At 70.9% G+C, this 26,298-nt stretch carries 24 protein-coding genes; 15 read left to right on the top strand and 9 right to left on the bottom strand.

The window, feature by feature from the left end:
- Window positions 1–4: 4 nt before the first annotated feature.
- The 13 genes from J7E22_RS05065 (at window position 5) to guaA (ending at window position 13,744) form a co-directional block, all read left to right on the top strand.
- Entirely contained in the window at window positions 5–991 is a 987-nt protein-coding gene (locus J7E22_RS05065; RefSeq protein WP_214979568.1) for a branched-chain amino acid ABC transporter permease, read from the top strand.
- Window positions 984–1,886, top strand: a complete 903-nt coding sequence (locus J7E22_RS05060) for an ABC transporter ATP-binding protein (RefSeq protein WP_214979566.1) — start codon at window positions 984–986, stop codon at window positions 1,884–1,886. Before J7E22_RS05065 ends, J7E22_RS05060 begins: the two co-directional genes overlap by 8 nt.
- Window positions 1,883–2,674, top strand: a complete 792-nt coding sequence (locus tag J7E22_RS05055; RefSeq protein ID WP_214979563.1) for an ABC transporter ATP-binding protein — start codon at window positions 1,883–1,885, stop codon at window positions 2,672–2,674. Before J7E22_RS05060 ends, J7E22_RS05055 begins: the two co-directional genes overlap by 4 nt.
- 411 nt (window positions 2,675–3,085) lie before the next feature.
- Window positions 3,086–3,283, top strand: a complete 198-nt coding sequence (locus J7E22_RS05050) for a hypothetical protein (RefSeq protein ID WP_214979561.1) — start codon at window positions 3,086–3,088, stop codon at window positions 3,281–3,283.
- An 81-nt stretch (window positions 3,284–3,364) separates the two neighbouring features.
- The gene (gene alr / locus J7E22_RS05045) at window positions 3,365–4,558 is read left to right on the top strand and encodes an alanine racemase (protein ID WP_214979560.1); all 1,194 of its coding nucleotides are present in this window, start codon (window positions 3,365–3,367) and stop codon (window positions 4,556–4,558) included.
- A complete protein-coding gene (locus tag J7E22_RS05040; RefSeq protein WP_214979558.1) occupies window positions 4,555–5,715 on the top strand; it encodes an ATP-grasp domain-containing protein in 1,161 nt (386 codons plus the stop codon). Before alr ends, J7E22_RS05040 begins: the two co-directional genes overlap by 4 nt.
- 9 nt (window positions 5,716–5,724) lie before the next feature.
- Complete coding sequence (locus tag J7E22_RS05035) at window positions 5,725–6,846, top strand: GuaB3 family IMP dehydrogenase-related protein (RefSeq protein WP_214979556.1); 1,122 nt, start codon at window positions 5,725–5,727, stop codon at window positions 6,844–6,846.
- 62 nt (window positions 6,847–6,908) lie between these two features.
- Window positions 6,909–8,759, top strand: a complete 1,851-nt coding sequence (locus J7E22_RS05030) for a glycerol-3-phosphate dehydrogenase/oxidase (protein WP_214979554.1) — start codon at window positions 6,909–6,911, stop codon at window positions 8,757–8,759.
- 147 nt (window positions 8,760–8,906) lie between these two features.
- Complete coding sequence (locus tag J7E22_RS05025) at window positions 8,907–9,437, top strand: cation:proton antiporter regulatory subunit (RefSeq protein ID WP_214979552.1); 531 nt, start codon at window positions 8,907–8,909, stop codon at window positions 9,435–9,437.
- A 3-nt stretch (window positions 9,438–9,440) separates the two neighbouring features.
- Window positions 9,441–10,904 carry a cation:proton antiporter gene (locus tag J7E22_RS05020; RefSeq protein WP_214979551.1) on the top strand — a complete coding sequence of 488 codons (1,464 nt, stop codon included), beginning with the start codon at window positions 9,441–9,443 and terminating at the stop codon, window positions 10,902–10,904.
- Between the two features lie 5 nt (window positions 10,905–10,909).
- Window positions 10,910–11,710: an SURF1 family cytochrome oxidase biogenesis protein gene (locus tag J7E22_RS05015; RefSeq protein ID WP_214979549.1), complete on the top strand. Its 801-nt coding sequence runs from the start codon at window positions 10,910–10,912 to the stop codon at window positions 11,708–11,710.
- A 10-nt stretch (window positions 11,711–11,720) separates the two neighbouring features.
- Window positions 11,721–12,167, top strand: a complete 447-nt coding sequence (locus J7E22_RS05010) for a DUF3817 domain-containing protein (RefSeq protein ID WP_251008741.1) — start codon at window positions 11,721–11,723, stop codon at window positions 12,165–12,167.
- Complete coding sequence (guaA, locus tag J7E22_RS05005) at window positions 12,164–13,744, top strand: glutamine-hydrolyzing GMP synthase (protein WP_214979545.1); 1,581 nt, start codon at window positions 12,164–12,166, stop codon at window positions 13,742–13,744. Before J7E22_RS05010 ends, guaA begins: the two co-directional genes overlap by 4 nt.
- 919 nt (window positions 13,745–14,663) lie before the next feature.
- On the opposite strand, the gene J7E22_RS05000 is transcribed toward guaA, so the two are convergent.
- Together J7E22_RS05000 and J7E22_RS04995 are read right to left on the bottom strand one after the other, a co-directional pair.
- Window positions 14,664–15,521, bottom strand: coding sequence for a Bax inhibitor-1/YccA family protein (locus tag J7E22_RS05000; protein ID WP_214979543.1), 858 nt, complete (start codon window positions 15,519–15,521; stop codon window positions 14,664–14,666).
- A 36-nt stretch (window positions 15,522–15,557) separates the two neighbouring features.
- Window positions 15,558–16,583 carry a DUF817 domain-containing protein gene (locus tag J7E22_RS04995; RefSeq protein WP_214979541.1) on the bottom strand — a complete coding sequence of 342 codons (1,026 nt, stop codon included), beginning with the start codon at window positions 16,581–16,583 and terminating at the stop codon, window positions 15,558–15,560.
- 164 nt (window positions 16,584–16,747) lie between these two features.
- Here J7E22_RS04995 and J7E22_RS04990 point away from each other — a divergent pair, with 164 nt between their 5' ends.
- Window positions 16,748–17,758 carry a glycerophosphodiester phosphodiesterase family protein gene (locus tag J7E22_RS04990; RefSeq protein WP_214979539.1) on the top strand — a complete coding sequence of 337 codons (1,011 nt, stop codon included), beginning with the start codon at window positions 16,748–16,750 and terminating at the stop codon, window positions 17,756–17,758.
- 109 nt (window positions 17,759–17,867) lie between these two features.
- Window positions 17,868–20,327, top strand: coding sequence for an ATP-dependent helicase (locus J7E22_RS04985; protein WP_214979537.1), 2,460 nt, complete (start codon window positions 17,868–17,870; stop codon window positions 20,325–20,327).
- A gap of 89 nt (window positions 20,328–20,416) precedes the next feature.
- Here the strand turns inward: J7E22_RS04985 and J7E22_RS04980 are convergent, their stop codons facing one another.
- From J7E22_RS04980 to J7E22_RS04950, 7 genes are all read right to left on the bottom strand, one after another.
- Window positions 20,417–21,052: a pyridoxal 5'-phosphate synthase gene (locus tag J7E22_RS04980; RefSeq protein ID WP_214979535.1), complete on the bottom strand. Its 636-nt coding sequence runs from the start codon at window positions 21,050–21,052 to the stop codon at window positions 20,417–20,419.
- A gap of 18 nt (window positions 21,053–21,070) precedes the next feature.
- Complete coding sequence (locus tag J7E22_RS04975) at window positions 21,071–21,772, bottom strand: NUDIX domain-containing protein (protein ID WP_214979533.1); 702 nt, start codon at window positions 21,770–21,772, stop codon at window positions 21,071–21,073.
- On the bottom strand, window positions 21,769–23,337 hold the full coding sequence (locus J7E22_RS04970) for a nicotinate phosphoribosyltransferase (protein ID WP_214979531.1): 1,569 nt from the start codon (window positions 23,335–23,337) through the stop codon (window positions 21,769–21,771). Before J7E22_RS04970 ends, J7E22_RS04975 begins: the two co-directional genes overlap by 4 nt.
- Complete coding sequence (locus tag J7E22_RS04965; RefSeq protein WP_214979529.1) at window positions 23,334–24,200, bottom strand: phosphoribosyltransferase family protein; 867 nt, start codon at window positions 24,198–24,200, stop codon at window positions 23,334–23,336. The genes J7E22_RS04970 and J7E22_RS04965 overlap by 4 nt, the downstream gene beginning before the upstream one ends.
- Before the next feature lie 47 nt (window positions 24,201–24,247).
- Window positions 24,248–24,742 (bottom strand): hypothetical protein, encoded by a 495-nt coding sequence (locus tag J7E22_RS04960; RefSeq protein ID WP_214979527.1) that lies wholly within the window; start codon window positions 24,740–24,742, stop codon window positions 24,248–24,250.
- 130 nt (window positions 24,743–24,872) lie between these two features.
- Window positions 24,873–25,535 carry an SseB family protein gene (locus J7E22_RS04955; protein WP_214979525.1) on the bottom strand — a complete coding sequence of 221 codons (663 nt, stop codon included), beginning with the start codon at window positions 25,533–25,535 and terminating at the stop codon, window positions 24,873–24,875.
- 16 nt (window positions 25,536–25,551) lie between these two features.
- Window positions 25,552–26,298, bottom strand: coding sequence for a hypothetical protein (locus tag J7E22_RS04950; protein WP_214979523.1), 747 nt, complete (start codon window positions 26,296–26,298; stop codon window positions 25,552–25,554).

Here is a 26,298-nt window from a genome sequence, read left to right as displayed (position 1 = left end):
CGCAATGGACTACATCCTCAACCTGCTCAGCAGTCTCACGCAGGAGGCCCTCGCCCCGACCACGGCGGCGTTCGCGCTCGCCGCGATCGGGCTCAACGTCCACTTCGGGCTGACCGGACTCGTCAACATGGGCCAGGCCGCGTTCCTGCTGCTGGGCGCGTACGGGTTCGCCATCTCGATCACGAACGGTCTGCCCTTCGTCGTCGCGGTCCTCGTCGCCCTGGCGGTGTCGATCGTGTTCGCCGTCATCCTCGGCGTCCCGACCCTCCGGCTGCGGGGTGACTACCTGGCGATCGTCACGATCTCCGGAGCCGAGATCATCCGGATGGTCGGCCGGTCGTCGCTGCTCACCTCGACGACCGGTGGCTCGAACGGCATCACCGGGGCGAGCTACCGCGACCCGTTCAACGCCCTCAGCCCGCTGCCCGACGGCACCACGACCGTCCTGTGGTTCACGTACGCGAACAACGGCGTGAACGGGTGGTGGATCCGGATCGCGGCGTGGGCGCTCGTGGCGCTCTTCACGCTCGCGCTGTTCCTGCTCATGCGCAGCCCGTGGGGCCGTGTCGTGAAGGCAATCCGCGAGGACGAGGACGCCGTCCGGTCCCTCGGCAAGAACGTCTACTCGTACAAGATGCAGGCGCTCGTGTTCGGTGGCGCGCTCGGTGCGCTCGGCGGGATCATCTACGTCCTGCCGAGCTCGGTGCAGCCCGACGCGATGGGCCGGTCGATGACGTTCTTCATCTGGACGGCCCTGATCCTCGGCGGCGCCGCGACCGTGTTCGGACCGGTGCTCGGTTCGGTGCTGTTCTTCGTGCTCCGGCTCGGGATCCGGACCCTCGCCGGTGACTTCATCCCGAACTCGATCATGAACGCGCAGCAGGCCGAACAGTTCTCGTACGTGCTCGTGGGCGTCGCGCTGATGCTCCTCATCGTGTTCCGCCCGCAGGGGCTGCTCGGCAACAAGAAGGAGCTGACGTTCAGTGTCTGACACCCAGTACGCCCACCCGAAGGCGGATCCGATCCTGACCGTCGACGGGGTCCAGCGGCACTTCGGCGGCATGACCGCGGTGGACGTCCACCACCTCGAGGTGCAGCGCGGATCGATCACGGCGCTCATCGGCCCGAACGGCGCCGGCAAGACGACGTTCTTCAACCTGCTCACCGGCTTCGACAAGCCGAGCCCCGGCGCGCGGACGACCTTCGACGGCCGGACCCTGCAGAAGACCGGCGCGACCCGCATCGCGAAGGAGGGCATGGTCCGCACCTTCCAGCTCACCAAGGCGTTGTCCCGCCTCACGGTGATGCAGAACATGCTCCTCGGCGCCCGGGACCAGCCCGGCGAGAACTTCTTCGCCGCGCTCGTCAAGCCCGTGTGGTCGAAGCGTGAGCGGGAGATCACGGCGAAGGCCGAGGACCTCCTGGCGCGCTTCAAGCTCCTCGACAAGCAGGACGACTACGCCGGTTCGCTCTCCGGGGGCCAGCGAAAGCTGCTCGAGATGGCCCGCGCGCTGATGTCCGACCCGACGATGATCATGCTCGACGAGCCGATGGCGGGCGTGAACCCCGCGCTCACCCAGTCGCTCCTCGGCCACATCCAGTCCCTGCGCGACGACGGCATGACCGTCCTGTTCGTCGAGCACGACATGCACATGGTCCGGCACATCTCGGACTGGGTCGTCGTGATGGCCGAGGGCAAGGTCGTGGCCGAGGGTCCGGCCGACACGGTGATGGACGACCAGGCCGTCATCGACGCGTACCTCGGTGCGCACCACGACACCGACCTCGGCGACGACGCACTCCTCACCGAGGAGACGTACGAGGAACTGGCCGAGGAAGTGGCCGAGGAAGACGCGGCCGACGCAGCAGAGGAGACGACCCGATGACGGACGCGAGCAGCGCGACGGTGGCGAGCAGCGCCTCCAGGCCGGAGGGTGCGGAGCCCGTCCTGCGGGCGAAGGACCTGGTCGCCGGGTACCTGCCCGGGGTCAACATCCTGAACGGCTGCGACCTGGAGTGCTACCCGGGGGAGCTCATCGGGATCATCGGACCGAACGGGGCGGGCAAGTCGACGCTCCTCAAGGCCCTGTTCGGGCTGGTGTCGGTCCGCGAGGGCTCGGTCACCCTGCAGGGCGAGGACATCACGAACCTCAAGGCGAACAAGCTCGTGCAGGCCGGTGTCGGCTTCGTGCCGCAGACGAACAACGTCTTCCCCTCCCTGTCGATCGAGGAGAACCTGCAGATGGGGCTGTACCTGCGGCCCCGCAAGTTCGCGGAGCGGCTCGAGGTGATCTACGACCTGTTCCCCGTCCTGGCCGACCGTCGGAACCAACGTGCCGGGTCCCTGTCCGGCGGGGAGCGGCAGTCCGTGGCGATGGCGCGGGCGCTGATGATGGACCCGAAGGTGCTCCTGCTCGACGAACCGAGCGCGGGGCTGTCTCCGGTCCGCCAGGACGAGACCTTCATCCGGACCCGTCGGATCAACAAGGCCGGTGTGTCGATCGTCATGGTGGAGCAGAACGCGCGACGCTGTCTCCAGATCTGCGATCGTGGGTACGTGCTCGACCAGGGCCGGAACGCGTACTCGGGCACCGGGAAGGAGCTCGCCGACGATCCGAAGGTCATCGAGCTGTACCTGGGAACGCTCGCCAAGGACGTCGACGCCGCTCGCTGAGCGGCCGTCGACTGCGGGTCCCGCTGTGGGGGTGGGATCCGCGCCGGGTGGGGTCGTGCGTGGACGCTTCGCGCCGCACGGCCCCGCTCCCGTCTCCGAGACATGCCGCCGTCTCCGTGAGACGCCCCTGTCTCCGTGAGACGCCCCTGTCTCCGTGGGACGCGTCCGTCTCCGTGGGACGCCCCCGTCTCCGTGAGACGCCCCCGTCTCCGTGAGACGCCGCCGTCTCCCTGAGACGCCGCTTTGCGCGTGAGACGCCGCGGTATCCGGCGGCGTCTCGGGAGGGACGCGGTGTCTCGGGTCGACGCGTCCGTCTCGCGACGCGTCGGTCTCGAGACGCGTCCGTCTCGCGACGCACACGGCCGGACGGGAGGCACGACCCACCCCCGCCGACTCGGTAACGTTCCCGACGTGCGGACTCCCGGCCCCCTCGTGCTCGACGCCCTCGTCTGGGTGCTCTTCGCCGTGCTCTTCGTCGGGGCGGCCCTGCTCGTGAAGGTCGCGGCAGCGCTCCTCGTCGTGTTGGTGGCGCTCGCGGTCCTGCTCGGTCTGAGCCTCCGGGTCCTCCGGAAGCGGCGCCCTCGCACACCCCGTCCACCGCGGGGATGACCCGGGCTTCATCCTGCGGGATGAGGGGAGATCACTCCCGGTCCCGTTCCCCCGCCGCCCCGTGACGGTGACGCTTGTCAGGTGACCGACACCGTCCCTCCAGACGCCCCGCAGACCGCGACCGGCAGCCCCACGCGAGCCGCCGTGCCCCAACGCACGGTGCACCCTCGGGCCATCGCCCGCAACGTCCGCCGTGTGACCGCCAGGGGGCAGGACCTCGTCGCCGTCGTCAAGGGAGACGGCTACGGCCACGGTGCCACCACCGTCGCCCGGATCGCGGTCGCGGCCGGCGCGGTGGCGCTCGGGACCGCCACGCTGCCGGACGCCGTGGCCCTCCGTGACGCGGGGATCGACGCACGGGTGCTCTGCTGGTTGCACCTGCCCGGGACGGACTTCGCAGCGGCTGCGCGCCGCGGGATCGAGGTCGCCGTCGGGGACGTGGACACCCTCGCGGCGGTGGCGGACGCGGGTCGGCGCACCGGGACGCCCGTGGTCGTCCACCTGCACGTGGACACCGGCATGGCGCGCGAGGGTGCCGAGCCGGACCACTGGCAGGGCCTCGTCACCGCGGCCGTCGCGGCCGATGACGACGGTACGGTCGTGGTCCGCGCGGTGATGGGGCACGTCCCGAACGCCGACCGTGCCTCCGCGTCGCGCGCGGCGATGCTCCTGCGTCTCGCCGGTCTCGCCGTCGAGGGGCCGCTCGGACGCCCGGTCGACCTGCACCTCGGCGGGACGCCGGCGGCCTTCGCGGGCGCGGACCTGGCGGGGATCGCGGTCCGGGTGGGCGCCGCGCTGGTCGGCATCGGGCCCACGTCCGTCGGACTTGAGGGCGCCATGACCCTCACCGCGCCGGTCGTCGCGGTCCGCCGGGTCCACGCCGGGACGCCCGTCGGGTACGACGGTACGTGGGTCGCGCCGATCGACGGTCGCCTCGCCGTGGTGCCCGTGGGCTACGCGGACGGGGTGCCGCGCGGAGCGTCAGGACGGGCCGCGGTGCTCCTCGGCGGCCAGCGGATGCCGGTCGTCGGGCGCGTGAACATGGACCAGCTCGTCGTCGACGTCGGGACGGCGGCCGTCCGGGTCGGGGACGTGGCCACCGTGTTCGGTCCGGACGGGGGTGCGCCCAGCGTGCAGGAGTGGGCGGACTGGGCGGGGACGAACCCCCACGAGATCCTCACCGGGCTGAGCCCGAGACTCCGGAGGACCGCTGAGCGGGGGGACGCCGTGGCCCCACCGGGTCGGGCCCGGCTCGTCGAGGGGGTCCAGTCATGACGAGCACGAGCACGAGCACGAGCACGAGCACGGCGAGCACGAGCACGAACGCCGGCACCCGCCGCGTCCACGTCGTCGTGATCGGCGGCGGCGCCAACAGCGAGCACGCGGTCGGCCTCGCCAGCGCTGCCGGGGTGGCCGCCGCGCTCGACCCGGCCCGCTTCCGGGTCTCCCGCCTGACGATCGAGCACGACGGCACCTGGTCATCACCCGACACCGGCACGGCGTTGTCCTTCGCCGCGGCCGCGGCTGCCGTCGCCCAGGCGGACGTGCTGTTCCCCGCGGTGCACGGACCGGGCGGTGAGGACGGGACGCTCGCGGCCCTCGGCGCGCTCGCCGGGGTCCGGGTCGTGGGATCGGGTGTGGCAGCTGGCGCGATCGCGATGGACAAGTGGGTGACGAAGCTCGTGGCGGTCGCGGCGGGGGTGTCCGTGGCGCCTGGCGTGCTCCTCGAACGGCCCGCGACCGTGCCCGTCCCCGAGGTCGACCCCGACGCCGTCGGGCCCCTCCCGTGGATCGTGAAGCCCGTCACCGGCGGATCGAGCTTCGGCGTGAGCCGGGTCGACACCCTCGCGGACCTGGAGGGTGCGCTCGCCGAGGCGTTCGCCCACGACGACCGGGTCCTCGTCGAGCGCCTCGTCGTCGGCCGCGAGATCGACATCGCCGTGCTCAGCACCGGCCGACCGGACGGCGAGCCCGGGCCCGTCGGCAACCGCCCGCGGACCGCCCTGCAGGACGGCGAGCCCGGGCCCGTCGGCAACCGCCCGCGAACGGCCCTGGACGGCGAGCCCGATCCCGCGAGCGCCCCGCACGGCCGCATCGTCGGCCCACCCCTCGAGGTGCTGAACGACCCCGACGGCTTCTTCGACGCCTCCACGAAGTACGACGGCACCGCCCGGTTCGCCCTCCCCGCGCCCCTCGACCCGGACGTCGCGGCCCGGCTCCGCACCGCTGCGGTCACGATGGCGGACCGCCTCGGCTGCCGCGGCGTGGTCCGGGTCGACTGCTTCGTCACCCCCGAGGGCGAGGTCGTGCTGAACGAGGTCAACACCATGCCGGGCCTGACCGAGCACTCCCAGGTGCCGGCGATGTTCGCGAGCATCGGCATCGAGTACCCCGACCTGCTCGCCATGCTCGTGGAGGGGGCCACCCGGTAGGCTTGCCGGGTGAGCGAAGTCGAGATCGGTGCAGGCAAGCGCGGACGTCGGGCGTACGCGTTCGACGACATCGCGGTGGTTCCCTCGCGACGGACGCGCGACCCGCGTGACGTGAGCGTGCAGTGGACGATCGACGCCTTCACGTTCGAGTCGCCGATCCTCTCGGCGCCGATGGACTCCGTCTCCTCGCCGGCCACGGTGATCCAGATGGGCGGCCTCGGCATGCTCGGCGTCCTCGACCTCGAGGGGCTGTGGACCCGGTACGAGGACCCGGCGCCCTACTACGACGAGATCAAGACCCTCACCGACGGCAACGTCACGAAGCGCATGCAGGAGATCTACTCGGAGCCGATCAAGGCCGAGCTGATCACCGCGCGTCTCGCCGAGATCCGCGCGGCCGGGGTCCCGGTCGCCGGCTCGCTCAGCCCCCAGCGCACGCAGGAGTTCTCGCAGACCGTCGTCGACGCCGGCGTCGACCTCTTCGTCATCCGCGGCACGACGGTCTCGGCGGAGCACGTCTCCCAGAACCAGGAACCCCTCAACCTCAAGAAGTTCATCTACGAGCTCGACGTCCCGGTCATCGTCGGCGGCGCCTCGACCTACACGGCGGCCCTGCACCTGATGCGCACGGGCGCCGCTGGCGTGCTCGTCGGCTTCGGCGGCGGCGCGGCGTCCACCACACGGGCCGCACTCGGAATCCACGCGCCGATGGCGACGGCGGTGGCCGACGTCGCCGGGGCCCGTCGGGACTACATGGACGAATCCGGCGGCCGCTACGTGCACGTCATCGCCGACGGCGGGCTGGACACCGCGGGCGACGTGGTGAAGGCCATCGCCATGGGTGCCGACGCCGTCATGCTCGGGACCGCCCTGGCGCGCGCTGCCGAAGCACCGGGCGGCGGGTTCCACTGGGGTGCCGAGGCCCACCACCTGGAGCTGCCGCGCGGCCGCCGGGTCGAGGTCGGCACGATCGCACCGCTCGAGAACATCCTGAACGGCCCGACGCCGACCCACGACGGCCGGGCGAACATCGTCGGTGCCCTGCGCCGCTCGATGGCGACCACCGGCTACTCCGACGTCAAGGAGTTCCAGCGAGTAGAAGTGGTCGTGGCGCCGTACCACCAGCACTGACGCTGGCACCCGGGCAACGGCACGGGTGGTCCCCGGGCGCCCGCAGGCGCACGGAGGCGACGATGGCCGGCAAGCCCAGCACCACCTCGGGGGTCGGGTTCGACCCGAACACGAAGCTCGGACCGGACGAGCGCGCCTCGGCGATCGAGGCGCTCAAGTCCAAGGAGCTCGACGTCCTGGTCGTCGGCGGTGGCATCGTCGGAGCCGGCAGTGCGCTCGATGCGGCCACCCGCGGCCTGAGCGTCGGGATCGTCGAGGCCCGTGACTGGGGCTCCGGCACGTCGAGCCGTTCGTCGAAGCTCGTGCACGGCGGCATCCGCTACCTCGAGCAGCTCAACTTCGGCCTCGTGCGCGAGGCCCTCATCGAACGTGGTCTGCTGCTGCAGCGGATCGCCCCGCACCTGGTGAAGCCGGTCCGCTTCCTGTACCCGCTGAACCACCACGTGTGGGAACGCTTCTACATCGGGATCGGCATGGCGATGTACGACGCCTTCAGCTGGTCCGGTGGACGCCCGCCCGGGGTGCCGCACCACCGGCACCTGTCCCGGACGCAGGTGCTCCGCTCGATGCCGTCGCTCAAGAAGGACGCCTTCGTCGGCGGGATGACCTACTACGACGCGCAGGTCGACGACGCCCGGTACGTGGCCTCCCTGGTCCGGACAGCCGCGTCCTACGGGGCCCACGCCGCCAGCCGCATCCGCATCGAGGGCTTCATCCGCGTGGGGGAGCGCGTGGTCGGGGCCGAGGCGCACGACATCCAGACCGGTGAACGGTTCGAGATCCGGGCGAAGCAGGTCGTGAACGCGACGGGCGTCTGGACCGACGACACGCAGGCCATGATCGGGACCCGTGGGCAGTTCAAGGTGCGGGCGTCGAAGGGCGTGCACCTCGTCATCCCCCGCGACCGCTTCCAGTCGAACATGGGGATGATCCTCCGCACCGAGAAGAGCGTGCTGTTCGTGATCCCGTGGGGGCGGCACTGGCTGGTCGGCACGACGGACACGGACTGGTACCTCGACAAGGCCCACCCGGCGGCGACCGCGGCGGACATCGACTACATCCTGGAGCACATCAACAAGGTCATCCGGGTGCCCCTCACCCGCGAGGACGTCGAGGGCGTCTACGCCGGGCTCCGGCCGCTGCTCGCGGGGGAGTCGGACCAGACGTCGAAGCTCAGCCGCGAGCACGTGGTGGCCCACACCGTGCCCGGGCTCGTCGTCGTGGCCGGCGGCAAGTGGACCACGTACCGCGTGATGGGCAAGGACGCCATCGACGAGGCGGTCGCGGCGATGGACGGCAAGATCCCGAAGTCGACCACCGAGGACATCCCGCTGCTCGGGGCCGAGGGGTACCCCGCCGCGTGGAACAAGCGGGCGCGGACCGCGAAGACGTTCGGGGTGCACAAGGTCCGCATCGAGCACCTGCTGAACCGGTACGGCACCCTCGCGACCGAGGTCCTGCAGCTCGTCGAACAGGACCCGTTCCTCGCCGAACCGCTGCCGGGGGCCGACGACTACATCGGCGCCGAGGTGGTCTACGCCGCCTCGCACGAGGGCGCCCTGCACCTGGAGGACGTCCTGGCCCGCCGGACCCGGATCTCGATCGAGGCGTGGGACCGCGGTGAGTCGGCAGCTCCGGTCGCCGCGCGCCTGATGGCCGGTGTCCTCGGCTGGGACCAGGAGACGACCGAGCACGAGGTCTCCAACTACCTCAAGCGCGTCGCCGCCGAGCGGGAGTCGCAGCTGCAGCCCGATGACGAGTCCGCCGACCGGGTGCGACTCGAAGCGCCGGACATCGCCTTCGGCTTCGACGAGGACGACGTCGTCGTCGGTGGCGGCCGCTCGAGCGGCGCCGAGGGCGCCACCGCATCCGACGAGCAGGTGGTCGGCGACAAGACCACGGAACCCGAGTAGACACCAGGGACAGGCGGACGGGAGGCACGTGGCGGCCCCGCCACGCGCCTCCCGTCCGATCCGAACCGGCGGACCCGCGATCCGGGCCGACGGAATGGACGACGGTGCCCGGTGGTTATCATCGGGGTACTCGAAAAGGGAGCCATCATGGTCGACGTCCATCGCGTCAAACTCCCCGGAGTCGGCGTGCTGCACAGCTTCTACACCGACGACGGTGGCAAGTGCGGTGTCATCACGCACCGGTCGGGGCACTCCGACCTCATCTCGTTCGCGGACGTCTCGGACGGCGCGGACAAGTCCGAGAAGGTCTCGCTGCGCCTCAGCGAAGACGAAGCACACACGCTCGCCGAGCTCCTCGGCGGCACCCGCATCACCGAGGGCCTGGACAAGCTCGACGAGATCCCCGGCCTGTCGATCGACTGGTTCAGCGTCGACTACGACGACGCCATCGCGGGCAAGCCCCTCGGCGACCTGCACGACTCCGGCTTCATCGGCCTGACCGTCGTCGCCGTCGTCCGCGGCGACAGCGCCAACCCGGCCCCGTCCTCCGACTTCGTGGTGTTCCCCGGCGACACGATCGTCGTCGCGGGGTCGCCGGAGAAGGTCGCGAAGGCGTTCTCGTTCTACCGCAGCGGAGAGCTTGCGGCCGCTGCGGCCGAGGCCCCGCGCGGGAGCTAGTCCGTGCACCTGGGTGGTGAGCTGCTCACCATCGGTGTGCTGTTCGTCATCGCCTACGTCCTCGGACGGCTCGGCAAGACCATCGGGCTCCCGGCGATCCCGATCTACATGATCGTCGGGCTCATCGCGAGCCCGCACACCCCGTGGATCGGCCTGAGCGTCGAGTCGCACACGATCGAGCTGATCGCGACGTTCGGGCTCATCCTGCTGCTGTTCAACCTCGGGCTCGAGTTCGACCAGGAGGAGTTCTACGGCAACGCCGGCAAGCTCCTGGTCTCGGGCGGCACCTACGTCGCGATCAACATGGGCGTCGGGTTCGCCTTCGGGTTCTCGCTCGGCTGGGGCACCCGCGAGGCCTTGATCGTCGCGGGTATGACGGCGACGTCGTCGAGTGCGATCGTCACGAAGCTGCTCATCGAACTGCGGCGCCTGGCGAACGACGAGACCCCGATGATCCTCGGTGTCACCGTCATCGAGGACGTCTTCATCGCGATCTACCTGGCGATCGTGTCCGTCGTGCTGTCCGGTGACACGAACGTCTGGGCCGTGGTCGGCAAGCTCGGCCTGGCGTTCGGGTTCCTGATCGTGATGTTCACGCTGGCGCGGTTCGCCGGCAAGTGGGTGTCGAAGCTCTTCGCGACCCGTGACGACGAGCTGTTCACCGTGCTGTTCTTCGGCCTCGCGGTGATGTTCGGTGGCATCGGTGACCTGCTCGGGGTGACCGACGCCATCGGCGCGTTCGTGATCGGCCTGCTCTGCGGCGCCACCCGCTACCGCGACCGCATCGAGCAGCTCGCGCTGCCGATGCGCGACGTGTTCGCCGCGTTCTTCTTCGTGAACTTCGGACTCGGGCTCGACCTGATGACCTTCGGCGACGTGCTCTGGCCCGTCCTCGGTGCGATCGCGATGACCGTCGTGCTGAACGCCGTCGCCGGGCAGCTCGTCGCGCGCATGAACGGCTTCAACGTCCAGCAGGGGATCAACACCGCCGTCATCCTGGTGAACCGTGGCGAGTTCGCGCTGATCCTCGCGACGCTCTCCGCAGCCGCCGGACTGGAGGCACGGATCACCGCGTTCGCGGGGCTGTACGTCCTCGTCATGGCGATCCTGGGACCGCTGCTCGCGGTCAACTCCGACCGGATCGGCCGCCTGGTGATCCGTCCCGCTCGCCTCGCGCGGTTGCGCACGCGCCTCGGCGGGCGCCGGGCCGCCCTCCGCGCGGCCGAGACGGCCGCCCGGGAGGCCGAGCAGACCGAACGGGACGAGGCCGCCGCGCTTCGCCGGGCCGACCGGGACCGCCAGTTCGCGGAGGAGTTCGCCCTCGTGGAGGCCGCGGGCAGGGAAGAGCGCGACAATGGGACGACTGGAACGACGAGCGACGCGGTGGACGAACCCGTGACGGCGTCGGTCGAGATCCCCGCCGAGCGCCCCGAACGCCCGGTCCGCCAGCGCGATCCGGAGTACTGATACGAATGTGGGCCGTTGCCCGACGACCGAGGTGGATCGCGCTGCTGTTGCTGGCGCTCGTGCTCGCGGGGGTGTTCGCGGGGCTGGGCAAGTGGCAGCTCGAGCGGTCGATCGCCAACGGCACCCCGCTGCCGGAGACCACCGAGACCCGGAAGTCGCTCGACCAGGTGACGCGCCCCGGCCAGCCCGCCGGCGAGACGATCGCCGGGCAGCGGGTCACCGTGACGGGGACCTTCGTCGCCGGTGACACCACGGTCCTGACCGGCCGCACCGGGGGTGGGACGTACCAGACCATCGGACACCTGGTGGTCTCGGGAAGCGGGGCGAGCCTCCCGGTCGTCATCGGGTGGTCCGACCGACGCACCGCCGCCGTCACCGGGGGCGACCGCCTGACGGACGGCGCGACCATGACCGTGCAGGGCCGGTACTACCCGGCCGAGTCGCCGGACCAGGACGCCTACACCAAGGGCGAGTTCTCGGCGGTCGCGCCCGCCCGGCTCGTGAACACGTGGAAGGCCTTCGACGACCGCATGTACCTCGGGTACGTCGTCGCCGACGGAGCCACCGCCAAGGCCGCCGACCTCGGCACCATCGCGGACCGGGCACCCACGCGCGAGGTCCAGTTCGACTGGCTCAACCTCTTCTACGCGGTCGAGTGGGTCGTGTTCGCCGGGTTCGCCGTGTTCCTCTGGTACCGGTTCGTGAAGGACGCCTGGGAGCGCGAGCAGGACGAGGCCCGCGAAGCCGCGCTGCTCGGTGCCGACGGCTCGGCGGCCGACTCCGGTGCGCCCTCGGTCCGACGGTAGGATGGCGGATATGGCCCTGACCGTCCGAACCCGTGACATCCCGAAGATCCCGGGTGCGGTGAGGTGGTACCGCGTCTCCGCGTACATCACCGGTGTGCTCTTGCTCTTGCTCGTGCTCGAGATGGTGCTCAAGTACACGCCGATCCACCGCGAGATGCAGCTCGGCGGCGGCGCCTTCTTCGTGCCCGAGGGCACTGCGGGCAAGGACCCGGGCACGTTCAACCTGTCGATCGGGATCCTGATCGCCCACGGTTGGCTCTACGTCCTGTACCTCTTCACCGACTTCCGCCTGTGGAGCATCATGCGCTGGCGGCCGACGCGCTTCCTGCTCATCGCGCTCGGCGGCATCATCCCGTTCATGTCCTTCGTGGTCGAGCACCGCATGCAGAAGATCGCGATGGACACCTACCACCAGCTGACCGCTGCCCAGCAGCGCGAGAAGGAGACCGCCCGGTGAGCGAGACCGAACAGCGTCCCGTCCTCGTCGTCGACTTCGGGGCCCAGTACGCGCAGCTCATCGCGCGCCGGGTCCGCGAAGCCAACGTCTACAGCGAGATCGTCCCGCACTCGATCACGGCGGCCGAGGTCCGCGCGAAGGACCCCGCGGCCATCGTGCTGTCCGGCGGTCCGTCGTCGGTCTACGAGGACGGCGCCCCCGCGCTCGACGGCGAGATCCTCGACCTCGGCGTGCCCGTGCTCGGCATCTGCTACGGCTTCCAGGCCATGGCGTCCGCGCTCGGCGGTGAGGTCGCACACACCGGCCTCCGCGAGTACGGCGCGACGTCCGTTGACGTCACCGGCACCGCCAGCGTGCTGCTCGGCGGGCAGCCCGAGACCCAGGTGACCTGGATGTCGCACGGCGACTCCGTGTCCAAGGCTCCGGAGGGCTTCGAGGTCCTCGCGTCGAGCGCCTCCACCCCCGTGGCCGCGTTCGCCTCCGACGAGCGGAAGCTCTACGGCGTGCAGTGGCACCCCGAGGTCAAGCACTCCGTGTACGGCCAGGCGGTGCTCGAGAACTTCCTGCACCGGGCGGCCGGGCTCCCCGGGGACTGGAACTCGAGCAACGTGATCGAGGAGCAGGTCGCCCGGATCAAGGAGCAGGTCGGATCCGCACGGGTCATCGCCGGGCTCTCCGGTGGCGTGGACTCCGCCGTCGCCGCGGCGCTCGTGCACCGAGCCGTCGGGGACCAGCTCACCTGCGTGTTCGTCGACCACGGACTCCTGCGCGCCGACGAGCGCAAGCAGGTCGAAGAGGACTACGTCGCCTCGACCGGGGTCCGGCTGATCACGATCGACGCCGAGCAGCAGTTCCTCGACGCCCTCGCCGGCGTGAGCGACCCGGAGCAGAAGCGCAAGATCATCGGGCGCGAGTTCATCCGCACGTTCGAGGGCGCCGCCGAAGCCCTGGTGCTCGAAGCGCAGGCGTCCGACTCCGATGCCGAGGTGAAGTTCCTCGTGCAGGGCACGCTCTACCCGGACGTCGTCGAGTCCGGCGGTGGCTCGGGCACGGCGAACATCAAGTCGCACCACAACGTCGGTGGGCTGCCCGAGGACATGACGTTCGAGCTCGTCGAGCCCCTGCGGACGCTGTTCAAGGACGAGGTCCGTGCCGTCGGCCGCGAGCTCGGGCTGCCCGAGGTCATCGTCGGTCGCCAGCCGTTCCCCGGCCCGGGGCTCGGCATCCGCATCGTGGGCGAGGTGACTGCGGAGCGGTTGCAGCTGCTCCGCGCCGCCGACAAGATCGCGCGTGAGGAACTGACCGCCGCGGGCCTCGACGACGAGATCTGGCAGTGCCCGGTCGTGTTGCTCGCCGACGTCCGCTCCGTGGGGGTCCAGGGTGACGGCCGCACGTACGGGCACCCGATCGTGCTGCGTCCGGTCTCGTCGGAGGACGCCATGACCGCCGACTGGACGCGCCTGCCGTACGACACCCTCGCGAAGATCTCGAACCGCATCACGAACGAGGTCCCGGACGTCAACCGCGTCGTGCTCGACGTCACGTCGAAGCCGCCGGGGACGATCGAGTGGGAGTGACGCTCCCCTGACCTCTCGGAGGGCCCGGCGCGCGATGCGTGCCGGGCCCTCTGGCGTCCCGCCGGCCGGCGTCGGCGTCGGGCTCTGCCGAGCGGGCCGAATCGGTCTCGCTCGGCCGGTGGTGGCGACGGTTTCCGCCCGCTCGGCGGACGCGCGCGGGGAGTCGTGCCCGCTCGCCGGGCCGCCAGCGGCGGACGTGCGCGGGAGTCCTGCCGGTCGGCTGGGGGGTGTCGGCCCGGAGCGGTCGGGTCGGAGCGTCGGCGTCGGGTTCTGCCGAGCGGGCCGAATTGGTCTCGCTCGGCCGGCGGTGGCGACGGTTTCCGCCCGCTCGGCGGACGCGCGCGGGGAGTCGTGCCCGCTCGCCGGACCAGCGGCGGGTGTGCGCGGGGAGTCCTGGCGGTCGGCCCGGGGGTGTCGGCTCGGAGCGTCAGCGTCGGGCTCTGCCGAGCGGGCCGAATGGGTCTCGCTCGGCCGGCGGTGGCGACGGTTTCCGCCCGCTCGGCGGACGCGCGCGGGGAGTCCTGCCCGGTCGCCGGGCCGCCGGCGGGTGTGCGCGGGGAGTCCTGGCGGTCGGCCCGGGGGTGTCGGCTCGGAGCGTCAGCGTCGGGCTCTGCCGAGCGGGCCGAATGGGTCTCGCTCGGCCGGCGGTGGCGACGGTTTCCGCCCGCTCGGCGGACGCGCGCGGGGAGTCGTGCCCGCTCGCCGGCCCAGCCTCGGCCGCGCGCACCACCCCGCGCGCCGAGGTCGCACGACCCGCCGCGGGTCGGTCACCGAGGTCGCACGAACTGCCGTTGAGCGAGCCTCCGGACGGCAGTGCGTGCGACTTCGGCCAGTGCGGGATCCGGTCGGGCGCGACGAGCAACACCCCGGGCACGACGAAGGGCCCCGGCAGCGCCGGGGCCCTTCGGGAGTGCGAGAACTAGTTGCGGGAGCTGCTCGCGATGATGGCGAGGATGCGCAGGATCTCGAGGTACAGCCACACCAGGGTGACGATGAGACCGAAGGCCGCCGTCCACGCGTAGATCCGGGGAGCGCCACGCTGGACACCGGTCTTGATCTGGTCGAAGTCGAGGACGAGCGAGTACGCCGCCATCACGACGACGAACAGGCCGATCACGACGCCCCACGGGATCCCGAACAGGAAGCTCGGAGCGCTCATGATGCCGAACGTGCCGTTGGTGACGCCGGTCCACATGAGCACCAGGTTCACGAGCTGGAACACCATGTACCCGACGATCGCGACGAGGAAGAACCGCGTGGCCTTCGGCGTCGCCCGAACCTTGCCGGAGAGGAACAGCAGCAGCGTCACGGCGAACACGCCGAGCGTTCCGAACACGGCCTGCGGCACGATGCCGCCGAACGCCTGCTCGTAGTAGCCGGAGATCCCGCCGACGAACAACCCTTCGAAGAACGCGTACGCCAGGACGAGCGCCGGCGACGGCTTCCGCTTGAACGTGTTCACGAGGGCCAACACGAACCCGACGAGCGCCCCGACGATCCAGACGGCCGGCGGGAGGTTCCACCCCGCGACCGCACCGACGATCAGCACGCCGAACGCGAGCAGCGTCTTGACGATGGTGTCTTCGTACGACATGCGGTCCGTGTCCACCGTGCTGGCGGCCGGGCGGTCGTACATGTACTGCAGCTGCTCGGGGGTCATGCCCTGCTGCGGGGTCTGTCCCCAGCCCGCCTGCCGCTGACCGGCACCGGCGCCCCAGGCGTTGCGGCCCTGGTCGTTGAAGGCGGGGGACTGGTCGAAACCGGGCTTGAAGGCCATGGTGTCCTCTTCCTGGGAGATTTGTGTCCTCTCAGCCTAGGGGTGCTCCGACGCGAAAGGCTGAGGATTCGCGGCGAGCGGAAGGGGCTCCGGAGAGCCCGACGGGCCGAGCCTATGGGGATCTGCTGCATGTGCGCCTCGAAGACGTGGAGAGCCAGCCGTTCGCCGGACGCGGGCCGGGTGACCGGAGGGTGCCGTGCCTCCAGGCGGTGTGGCCGGGACGAGCCACGTGACCAGCGCGACCGAGATCATCATGAGGAGCAGCCACGCGACGATCTTCGTCGGAGCGACCGGGTGCCACGCCGCTGCCTGCGTCGGGTAGGCCCATGCGCCGGCCCAGGTCGCGATGTTCTCGGCGAGCCAGATGACGACCGCGACCAGGCCCATCGCCACCAGGACCGGCATCCGGACCGAGGAGCGATGGATGCGCACGTGCATCGTCGTGCGCGCGAAGAGCAGCACGACGAGTGCCAGCAGGACCGACCGGGCGTCCCACGCGACGTGGTGCGTGAAGAAGTTCGCGTAGATCGCCGCGGCGACCACCGCGACGCACCATTGCCTCGGGTACCGGTCGAACCGCAGGTCGAACAAGCGGTGGACGCGCACCATGTACGACCCGACCGCGCCGTACATGAACCCGGAGAACAGCGGCACCCCGGCGAGCACGAGCACGCCGCCCGGTTCGTAGGTCCACGAGCCGACGTGGGTCTTGAAGACCTCCATGACGGTGCCGACGACGTGGAAGAGCAGGACCACGCGGAGCTCCCGGACGGTCTCGAGCCCGAACACGAGCATGCCGACCTGCAGGAGCACGGCGGTCACGGTCAGCACGTCGTTCCGGTCCACCACGGTGCCGGAGGGCCAGGTCAGTCGGACGACGACCATCGTCAGGAGCAACAGCGCCCCGAACGTGCAGGCCCACGCCTGCTTCGCACCGAAGACCAGGAACTCGGTGACGAACAGCCGGCCGGGTCGGTGCGGCTGCGGGCCGGCGTCGAGGAGGCGGCGCGCGGCACGGTCGATCCGGGCCTCGACGGCGGTGGAGAGCGAGTGGACGGTCATGGCGCGATCGTGGGACGCGGGACTGGGAACGGCGGGGTCCGGTGCGGCGGATGTGTCGGCGGACACAGGACCCGGACACCGGACCCGGACCCGGACCCGGACCCGCGCTGCGGCGGCCCCTCGTCGAACCGGAACGGCCACCCGCGACAAGTAGGGTTCGGCGCATGACCCTGGTGATCGCCCACCGTGGCGCGTGCGGCTACCGGCCCGAGCACTCGCGCAGTGCGTACGAGCTCGCGATCGAACTCGGGGCGGACGCCATCGAGCCGGACCTCGTGCCGACGAAGGACGGCGTGCTGGTGCTCCGCCACGAGAACGAGGTCTCCGGGACGACCGACGTCGCCGACCACCCGGAGTTCGCGCACCTGCGCACGACGAAGACCGTCGACGGGCAGACCACGACCGGCTGGTTCACCGAGGACTTCACGTGGGCGGAACTCGAGACCCTGCGCACCCGGGAACGGCTGCCGGCGCTCCGACCGGACTCCGCGGCACACGACGGCGAGGACCGCATCCTGCGCCTGGTGGACCTGCTCGCGATCCTGGACGCGGCACCGCGACGCGTCGGCCTCGTCGCCGAGGTGAAGCACGCCACGTACTTCGCGCAGGCCGGGTCCCGGATGGACGAGCTGGTCGACAGCGCGCTCGGTGACGCCGGGTGGCGTCACGACGAGCGTCTCACGGTCGAGTCCTTCGAGAAGGGCGTCTTGCGCGACCTGCGGACGCGGGGGACCGGCGGTCGGTTCGTGTACCTCCAGGAGGCCCGTGGCAGCGCCGCGGACGAGGTCGCCTCCCACGGGTCGGCGGCTCCCACCTACGCCGCCGAGCGGAAGGACGAGGCGCTCGCCGGGTTCGCGAGCGAGTTCGACGGGATCAGCGTGGACCTCGACACGCTCATGGCGGGCGTGGACAGCGTGGCCGTCGATGACCCGGCACCCGTCCGGAGTGCGATCGTCGACCGTGCCCACGCCGTCGGACTGGCGGTGTACACGTGGACGCTCCGGCCGGAGAACCGTTTCCTGCCCGCTGCGCTCCGGCGCGGTGGCGACGTCGCCGCGTTCGGGGACTGGGAGCGGTGGTTCACCTCGGTGATCCGGACCGGGGTCGACGGCGTCTTCGCGGACCACGCCGACCTGGCGGTCCTCGCCCGGGCAGTCGTCGGCGGCCGCGACTGACGCGGATCGCGGGCGGCGGGACGGGAGCTGGGCCGTGCCTCCAGACCGGCTGCGCGGAGCGCGAACCGACCCCGGAGGTGTCGGGGGTCGCGCCTAGACTGGGCCGGACATGACGATCGTGCTCGACCCCTTCGACCAGACGCCCGAACCGGGCGCGGGCAACCGCGCCGGTTACGAGGACCCGTTCACCGCGGGTCTGAACCCCCAGCAGAAGGAAGCCGTCGAGTACCGCGGGGAATCGCTGCTCATCGTCGCGGGTGCGGGGTCCGGCAAGACGAGCGTCCTGACACGTCGCATCGCGCTGCTGCTCGCGAACCGCGAAGCCTGGCCGTCGCAGATCCTCGCTATCACGTTCACGAACAAGGCCGCCGCGGAGATGCGCGAGCGTGTCCGGGCACTGGTCGGGCAGACGGCCGAGGGCATGTGGATCTCGACGTTCCACTCCGCGTGCGTCCGGATCCTCCGCCGCGAAGCCGAGCGCTTCGGGTTCCCGCAGTCGTTCACGATCTACGACTCGGCCGACTCGAAGGCCCTGCTGAAGCGGATCATCAAGGAGCTCGACGCGGACTCGCTCGGGCTGACGGTGGGCGCTGCGGCGTCGAAGATCTCGAAGCTCAAGAACGAGCTGCAGGACATCGACTCGTACGCCCGCAACATCAACGTGAACGACCCGCAAGAGGTCATGTTCACCGAGGTGTTCCGCCGCTACACGAACGACCTGCGCCGCGCGAACGCGTTCGACTTCGACGACCTCATCGGGCAGACCGTGTTCCTGTTCCGTGCGTTCCCGGACATCGCGGCGCTGTACCAGCGGCGGTTCCGGTTCATCCTGGTCGACGAGTACCAGGACACGAACCACGCGCAGTACTCCCTGATCCGTGAGCTCACGCGCCCGGTGCCCGTCGAGCAGGTCGACAAGCTCGAGGACGCCGGTCAGCACGTCGCCCGCATGCGCGAGACCGACGGATCGATCGCCCCGGCCTCGCTCACGGTCGTCGGCGACTCCGACCAGTCGATCTACGCGTTCCGCGGTGCCGACATCCGCAACATCGTCGAGTTCGAGCGGGACTTCCCGAACTCGAAGGTCATCCTGCTCGAGCAGAACTACCGGTCGACGCAGAACATCCTCGACGCCGCGAACGCCGTCATCGCGAACAACTTCGACCGGCAGGCGAAGAACCTGTTCACGGACGTCGGCGCCGGCGACAAGATCGTCGGGTTCACCGGGTACACCGGCCACGACGAAGCGCAGTTCGTCGCCGACGAGATCCAGCGCCTGCACGAGGACGGCATGGACTACCGCGACATGGCGGTGTTCTACCGGACGAACTCGCAGACGCGTGCGCTGGAAGAGATCTTCATCCGCTCGGCGATCCCGTACCGGGTGCTCGGCGGGACGAAGTTCTACGAGCGCGCCGAGATCAAGGACGCGATGGCGTACCTGATCACCGTCGCGAACCCGGCCGACCCGATGTCGTTGCGCCGGATCCTCAACGTGCCGAAGCGCGGCATCGGCGCCGTCACCGAGACCACGCTGCAGCGCTACGCCGACGAGCACGAGACCACCATGCGCGATGCCCTGCGGCACGCGGACGAACTCGGGTTCGGCCCGAAGGTGCGGACCGCGATCACGTCCTTCGCGGCGCTGCTGGACGACGTGTCCTCGCGAGCAGCAACCCAGCCGGTGGTCGACACCCTGACGCAGTTGCTCGACGGCTCGGCGTTGCTCGAGAACCTGCGCAAGTCGCCGGACGCGCAGGACGCGGCCCGCGCGGACAACATCGACGAGCTCGTCGCGGTGACCCGGGAGTTCCAGAAGAACAACCCGGAGGGCACGCTGTCGGACTTCCTGACCGAGGTGTCCTTGGTCGCTGCTGCGGACGAGCTCGACGACTCCTCGGGCACCGTGTCACTGATGACCCTGCACACGGCGAAGGGCCTGGAGTACGACGCCGTGTTCCTGACCGGGGTCGAAGAGGACCTGCTGCCGCACCGGATGTCGGCGAACGAGCCGGGCGGTCCGTCAGAAGAGCGGCGCCTGTTCTACGTCGGGATCACCCGCGCGAAGAAGTCCCTGTTCCTGTCGCTGGCGATGACCCGCGCGCAGTTCGGGGACGTGAACGTGGCGATGCCGTCCCGGTTCCTGCAGGAGATCCCCGAGGGGCTCATCGAGTGGAAGCAGTCGCCGGGCATGGCGAACAGTCGTGGCGGCACGCAGCCCCGGGCGCTCAACGCGAAGCGCGACGGTGGGTTCGGTGGCTCGGGCGGTGGCGGCGGCGGTGGGGGCTACCGCGGTGGTGGCGGCTGGGGCGGTGGGTCCTACGACCGTGCAGCAGCCGCGGCGAAGACCCGACCGAAGACCGAGTGGGCGAACCGGGTGTCCGGGCAGGTCCGGGACAACGGGGACATGGAACTCGCCCCCGGCGATCGGATCTCGCACGTCGACTTCGGCGAGGGCACCGTGTCGGCCGTGAGTGGGCAGGGCGCGAAGCGGATCGCGGAGATCGCGTTCGACGCGGCAGGGCGCAAGAAGCTGCTGATCAAGATCGCCCCGATCGAGAAGCTCTAGCCGCCGGCCGCTGCGCCGCTGCGCTGGCGTCGGCCGCTGCGCTGGCGTGTGGCGGCGTCCGCGACCCGAGGAGCACCGACACGGGCCCGCTACGGCTGCAAGCGCGCCGTGTCCCACCCCGCACCGGAATGCACGTACTGCAGGCGCCGGTGCATCCGGTCGCGGCTGCCGTGCCAGAACTCCACCAGGTCGGGCTCCAGCCGCCACGCCACCCACCCGGCAGGGCGGGCCACGTCGTCGTCGGTCTCCTCGAGCAGCGCGTTCGCGTCGTCGATGAGGTCCTGCAGCGTCCGCGGCTCGAGCACGTCGGACTGGTCGGCGATCGCCGTCGCCGCCCGTGACTTCGGCGACCGATCGGCGAACAGCGCGTCGGATTCGTCGTCGGACAGCTGCACGGCCCGCCCCTCGAACCGGAGCTGCTGCATCGTCTCCCGCCAGTAGACCTGCAGCGCGGCGTGCGGGTTCTCCGCGAGCTGCCGCCCCTTCGGACTGAGCGTCGAGGTGCCGAACACCAGGCCGCGATCGTCGATCCGCTTCACGTCGACGGTCCGGGCGCTCACCCGGCCGTCGGCCCCCGCGGTGGCGAGCGTCATCGACAGCGGTTCGGAGATGTCCCGCTCGCCCGCGTCGTCGAGCCACTGCCGAGCGAGGTCGAGCGGAGACGCGGGCGGTGCCTCGAACTCGGGCAGGCGGAGGGAGTCGTCACCGGACAGGGAGGAGGACATGGCTCCACCCAACCGTGCTCAGTTCCGCCACGCCCAGGTCGCCGGGGGACGCCCACCCCGGCCGCCCGGGGTCGGCCCGACCGCCGCGGTCCGTTCGAGTGCCGGGTTGGTGCGGAGCGCCCGGTTGAGGTTGCCCGGGTCCGCAGCCGCTCCCGTCACCGCCGCGTGCAGCCGGGCGGCGTCGGACGTCGTGAACACCTCGCCGAGCAGCGCACGTGTCAGGGGCAGGTCCCGCCACATCCGGGTGCGCACGTGGTCGAGGGCAGCGGTGATGATCCGGTCGTGGTCGAAGGGGAGGTGCGGGGGGACCTCGGCGACGTCGTGCCAGGTCGCGGACGTGGTCCTGGGGCCATCACCCGACGTGCCGGTCGCCGGGGCCGGCTGTGCGGCCGGGGTCGGTGCCGCCACCGCCAGGAACGCGATGCTGATCGCGGCGTCGCGCGGGTCCCGCTCGGGTCCGTCGAAGGCCCCGATCTGCGCGAGGTGCCGGACCGCAGCCGCGTCGATCCCGGTCTTGGTCCGCAGTGCGCGTCGCGCACCCTGGTCGAGGCGTTCCGGACCGTCCAGGAGCACGCCGGGCAGTGCCTCCAGTCCGGCGTACGGTTCGTACGGCCGACGCGCGGTGGCGACCCGCAGGCCGCCACCCGGCGCGAAGGACATCGGGACGACGTCGATCGCGATGAGCGGCTGCTCGCGGGCCGCCGTGGCGGCGTCGGTCACGCGCGCTCCCGGCGAGCGGCACGGTCGGCGCGTTCGCGGCGGAGCGTCGCGCGGACGTCGGCGAAGGACTGGAGGCGCGTGAAGCGCCCGTCGACCCACACCGGCTGGAGCAGGCTGGTGGCCTCGTCCTCGGCGGTCGCCTGGTCGGTCTGCCGGATCTCGCCGGTCGCGTCCCGGTGCAGCGCGATGCGGCCCTTGGCGCTCTTCTTGCCGCTGCCGGTCTTCGGGTCCTTCTGGATGTCCACCGGCTGCCCCTCGACGAGTGCCCAGGTCGCCTTGACCGCACTGCCGAGGTTGTCGCGGGTCATGTACTGGTAGGTGTACGACCCGACCCCGAGGACGATGTTGTCGCTCGCGTACCCCTTCGCGGCGAGGCGCTCGTAGATCCGACGGGCCCGGTCGAGCGTGATGCTGTCGCCGTAGATCACGCCGATGTGCCGGTCGAGGACCTTGTAGCCGGCCTCGTTGACGGTGTGGCCGAAGAGCTCGTCCAGGAGCTCGACGACACCCTTCTCCTCGTTCGAGCGCCCGTCGCGCAGCAGTTCCTCGGTGGGGACGCCGTGCACGGTCCCCGTCACGATGTCGACCGGGTCGCCGGAGTCCGGGCGGATCACGAGCTTGCCGTCGCGGTCGGTGATGCGGTCCTTCAGGGCCGGGAGCGTCTCGGTGAGCACCTTGAACAGGTCGAACCCGTCGCTGACTGCGGAGACGATGCCGGTCGGGTAGACGTCGAGGATCTGCTGGAAGGTCTCGAGCTCGCCGTCCGCACCGCGCACGCACATGACGCTGTGCTCGGTGGCGGGGACGCTCGCGGCCACCCACCCGTTGTCGCCCGGGTAGTAGCGGGCGATGAAGTCGAGCGACGGCATCGAGTCCGTGCCGAGGAACGACAGCAGGTGCCCCGCGCCGCCGGCGGCAGCCGACTCGATGCTGGACTGGCCCCGGAACGAGAAGTCGTGCGCGGCGAAGTCGATGCTGGCCGGGTCGGCTCCGGTGCGGGCGGCCCAGTCCTCCATGAGGTCGCGGTACTCGAGCGCCTTCGTCGCCACGGTGGACGGGTGCCAGATCGAGGCCGACAACGCGGTCTCGATGTAGTTCGGGAGCCAGAAGAACTCGTCGACCGTGTTCTCGACCGTCAGGGTTGCCACGCCGATCGGAGCGAGCGTGCCCTCGGGGAGCGCCCGGATCTCGAGCGGGAGGTACCCGAGTCGGTGGAGTGCGCGGACGTGGTCCGTGCCGATGTGGTTCGGACCGAAGTAGCCCTGCAGGGCCTGCTCGAACAGGTCGGCGACCTCGTCCTCGTCGGCGGCGAAGAACGGCGCCCACGCCTCGACCAGGTGCTGCTGGATGAACGCCTGCAGCCCGAACACCACGGCGTGCGTCGAGTCGGGCATGTGTGCGTTCGACCGGTTCGTCCAGTTGATCAGGATCCGCGTCGTGCCGGCGGGGTAGAGCTGCCGGTGCGAGTGCTTGTACCCGTCGACGGCGAGCAGCGGGGCGATCGGGCTCGCGGTGGTGATGCGGGGTTCGAGGCCGGTCGTGACGGCGCTGGCGGTGTTCGTCATCGGATCTCCTTCGTGAGGTACGGGGTGAGCGGGACGGTGCGGAGACCCGGGATCGGGTTCTGCGCCGGGTACGAGTCGGTCGTGACGATCTCGCCGAAGTGGTCGGCCAGCTGGGCGGCACGGCCGGAGAACACGCCGTGCGAGACCCAGAGGCCCAGGCGCTCCTTCGGCAGTCCGGTGCTGCCTGCGAGCCCCATGAAGGTCCCGCCGCCGTCGCAGATGTCGTCGACCACCAGGAAGCGTCCGGTCTCGGGGAGCGGTTCGCAGGAGAAGCCGTCGAGCTTGCCGGTGTCCGGGTTGCGGTGCTTCTCAGCGCGGTACACCGGGAGCCCGGAGGCCTCGGCCACGGCGGTCGCACGCGGGACGGCGCCCTTGTCCGGCGCGATGATCCCTTGGTAGTGCTGTTCGTCGCGGTGGATGACCTGCTCGCGCACCACCTGCTCGCTCGTCACGACGGTGAGTCGCTCGACGAGGTCCACGATCACGGGGGAGTGCGGGTCGAAGGCGATGACCTGGTCGATCCGGAAGCCGTTGAGGACGTCGGCGTAGACCTTCGCGCCGAAGGGGATGCCGCGGTCCTGGCGGGCGCCGGGCAGGTACGGGATCAGGGCGACGGACTTCGAGCCGCGCTGGCGGACGGCGTCGGCCCACATGCCGAGCATGAGGAGGTCGTCGCCGCTCGTGCCGCGGAGGGTCGCGATCTCGGTGCGGCGGGCGGCGGTGTCGTCGCTGCGGTCGGCCGCGTCGTCGTCGCGGTCGTCGGTGATCTTGACGTGGGCTTCACCGGCGGGGAAGTGCATCGTCGTGAAGGTCGGTGTCGTCGGGGTTCCCTGGGTGTCCCAGGTGGTGAGTTCGACTGCCATGACTCGACCGTAGCACGGTAATTGTCGCTAAGACAAGAACTGGGTACTCATCCCGGCTGCCCGTCCGGGCCGTGGAGCAGCTCGATCGCCGCCCTGCGCCAGACGCGCGGTACGGCGTGGATGGAGTCGACGACGACGACCTCCGGGTGCGGGCGGACGGCGAGCTCAACGGCTGCTCGCGCTCGCCACGCCGCCGGCTCGGGATCGATCACGAGGTCGAGGGCGGCGCCGTCCTGTCCGGCCTCGAGCAGCCGCCATGCCGCACGGGGACGCGAGACACGGCGGACGATGGCGGCCCAGACCCCGCTCGCGGCGGACAGCTCGATGCAGCGCACCGCAGACGGCGCGAGTGGGAGCAGACCGACGCGCCGCGCGCGGTGTGGGAGCACCGGCAGGCCGTCGCCGTGCCCGTCGGCAACGTCGACCTGGACCAGGTACCGTCCGGCCCGTTCGTCCTCGATGAGCGAGGCGAGAGACACCGCTCGCGTCGCGGTGCCGCGCGCTGCGGGGCGGTCCGCGGCGACGGAGTAGGCGAACGCCATGCGGATTCCGCGGTCGTACGGATCCGTCGCCGCGCGTCCGACGTCATCGACCGCGAGGTGGAGGCAGTCAGGGATCGGGACAGCCGCGAGGGTGGTCCCGTGTGCTGCTCGGTGTCGGCCCGCTTCCACGTCACTCGGCGCCGGGCGCCAGGACGGTCGGTTGCTGCCGGATCCACATCGCGTGGTCGACGGGCAACTCGTCGATCCAGGCCGTCGTCACGGGCAGGTCCATCTGGAGGCGCTCGGCCACCGAGAAGACGGCGTCTGCGTACCGGAGCGACGACTCGGGCCCGTCGGACGCGACCACGACCATCAGGTCGTCTGGGAGGATGTCCACGCGGTGGCGGAAGACCCAGACGCGACTGATGCCGGCGGCCCCTGCCGTCTGCTCTCGAAGCGACTCCGTGAATGTGTGATCTGCGCGCTGCACGGCGTCGAGCGAGACGTCTGCCCCGACCGGGAACGGTCCGCTCGCGGCGACCACGTCTGCTTTCTGTGCAGGAGCGACGACCTGCGGGTATGGGTCGTCCACGTCGAGCACGATGCCCCACGTCTCGGGGACGAGCCGCGCGAGCCGGTGCATCGGCAACGAGAGCGGCGTCGCACGGACGCCCTCCGGGACACGGGCACGTGCGGCCTCCGGGTTGGTGAAGGCCATCGCGAACGGCGTCTGGTCGTCCGAGACGATCCCGAGTGGGGTGCCGTGCTCGTCCTGGCGCAGGGCGATGACTTCCGCGGCGGCGAAGGCGAATCGAGAGCGCACCATGAAGGCGCGTCGGTTGGCGGAGCTCATGGGTGTCACGGTGACCTCAGTCGAAGATGCGTCGCAGGAGCGACGCGGGTCGGGACGGAGCGAAGACGAGCGCGAACGTCGCGCGGAGGGGATCGTACGGTTCAGGGATGTCCCGGACGAGCGCGTGGCTGCCGGGCAAGACCTCGACGTGGACGCCGGCTGGGAAGTCGAACGCACCCAAGACCGCAGACCAGTCGAGGTCGCCCCGGACGAGCGTACCTCCCGCGAAGTGCACCACTTCGGAGAGGTCCTCGTACCCCTCGAAGGTCGGGCGGACGTCGGCGCCGATGCTCATCAGGGTGCGTGCCACGACGGCCAGGCGGCCCCACCCCTCGCCGAAGGCGCCCGACTCGGGGACCTCGTACCGGCCCCGCGGATCCGGTGAAAGCGGTTCCAGCTCTCGACGGATCCGTCCGACCGGTGTCGGCCGGGCGCCGGGGCGGTCGGACATCAACCGCGGGCGCTCCGGGGCCAGGACGAGCCGGAAACGCCGTGGTTCGTAGTCGTTCGTCCAGCCGTCGTCGACGATCGCTTCGCGGTGTCCGTCGCGCTCGATCGACACCACGTGGAACGCCGGGTCGAGCTCGAGCGTTCCGAGTACTGCTTGCGCGTCCGGTGTCCCGATGTGCGCGAAGTGCGCGACGGCGGTCTGTCGTCCCCGCTCGAACAAGGAACCGCCGACATCCGCGACGTCGTGCCCGTCAGCGGCGAGGGCGTTCAGGAGCGGGAGTGCTCCTCCGTACTCCGGCCACATCGGTACCAC

It is taken from the genome of Curtobacterium sp. ISL-83, assembly GCF_018613895.1.
In the GTDB taxonomy this organism is placed as follows: domain Bacteria; phylum Actinomycetota; class Actinomycetes; order Actinomycetales; family Microbacteriaceae; genus Curtobacterium.
This window is presented reverse-complemented; position numbering and strand designations above follow the sequence as displayed.

Excerpts from the sequence above, each read along its gene's own strand:
- J7E22_RS04970 (WP_214979531.1), bottom strand. The coding sequence starts at position 23,337 with ATGACGAACACCGCCAGCGCCGTCACGACCGGCCTCGAACCCCGCATC.
- J7E22_RS04990 (WP_214979539.1), top strand. The coding sequence starts at position 16,748 with ATGACCCTGGTGATCGCCCACCGTGGCGCGTGCGGCTACCGGCCCGAG.
- J7E22_RS05000 (WP_214979543.1), bottom strand. The coding sequence starts at position 15,521 with ATGGCCTTCAAGCCCGGTTTCGACCAGTCCCCCGCCTTCAACGACCAG.
- J7E22_RS04995 (WP_214979541.1), bottom strand. The coding sequence starts at position 16,583 with ATGACCGTCCACTCGCTCTCCACCGCCGTCGAGGCCCGGATCGACCGT.
- J7E22_RS05010 (WP_251008741.1), top strand. The coding sequence starts at position 11,721 with ATGGCCCTGACCGTCCGAACCCGTGACATCCCGAAGATCCCGGGTGCG.
- J7E22_RS05040 (WP_214979558.1), top strand. The coding sequence starts at position 4,555 with ATGACGAGCACGAGCACGAGCACGAGCACGAGCACGGCGAGCACGAGC.
- J7E22_RS05015 (WP_214979549.1), top strand. The coding sequence starts at position 10,910 with ATGTGGGCCGTTGCCCGACGACCGAGGTGGATCGCGCTGCTGTTGCTG.
- J7E22_RS04965 (WP_214979529.1), bottom strand. The coding sequence starts at position 24,200 with ATGGCAGTCGAACTCACCACCTGGGACACCCAGGGAACCCCGACGACA.
- J7E22_RS05025 (WP_214979552.1), top strand. The coding sequence starts at position 8,907 with ATGGTCGACGTCCATCGCGTCAAACTCCCCGGAGTCGGCGTGCTGCAC.
- J7E22_RS04985 (WP_214979537.1), top strand. The coding sequence starts at position 17,868 with ATGACGATCGTGCTCGACCCCTTCGACCAGACGCCCGAACCGGGCGCG.
- J7E22_RS04980 (WP_214979535.1), bottom strand. The coding sequence starts at position 21,052 with ATGTCCTCCTCCCTGTCCGGTGACGACTCCCTCCGCCTGCCCGAGTTC.
- J7E22_RS05030 (WP_214979554.1), top strand. The coding sequence starts at position 6,909 with ATGGCCGGCAAGCCCAGCACCACCTCGGGGGTCGGGTTCGACCCGAAC.
- J7E22_RS04955 (WP_214979525.1), bottom strand. The coding sequence starts at position 25,535 with ATGAGCTCCGCCAACCGACGCGCCTTCATGGTGCGCTCTCGATTCGCC.
- J7E22_RS05065 (WP_214979568.1), top strand. The coding sequence starts at position 5 with ATGGACTACATCCTCAACCTGCTCAGCAGTCTCACGCAGGAGGCCCTC.
- J7E22_RS04960 (WP_214979527.1), bottom strand. The coding sequence starts at position 24,742 with ATGGCGTTCGCCTACTCCGTCGCCGCGGACCGCCCCGCAGCGCGCGGC.
- J7E22_RS05055 (WP_214979563.1), top strand. The coding sequence starts at position 1,883 with ATGACGGACGCGAGCAGCGCGACGGTGGCGAGCAGCGCCTCCAGGCCG.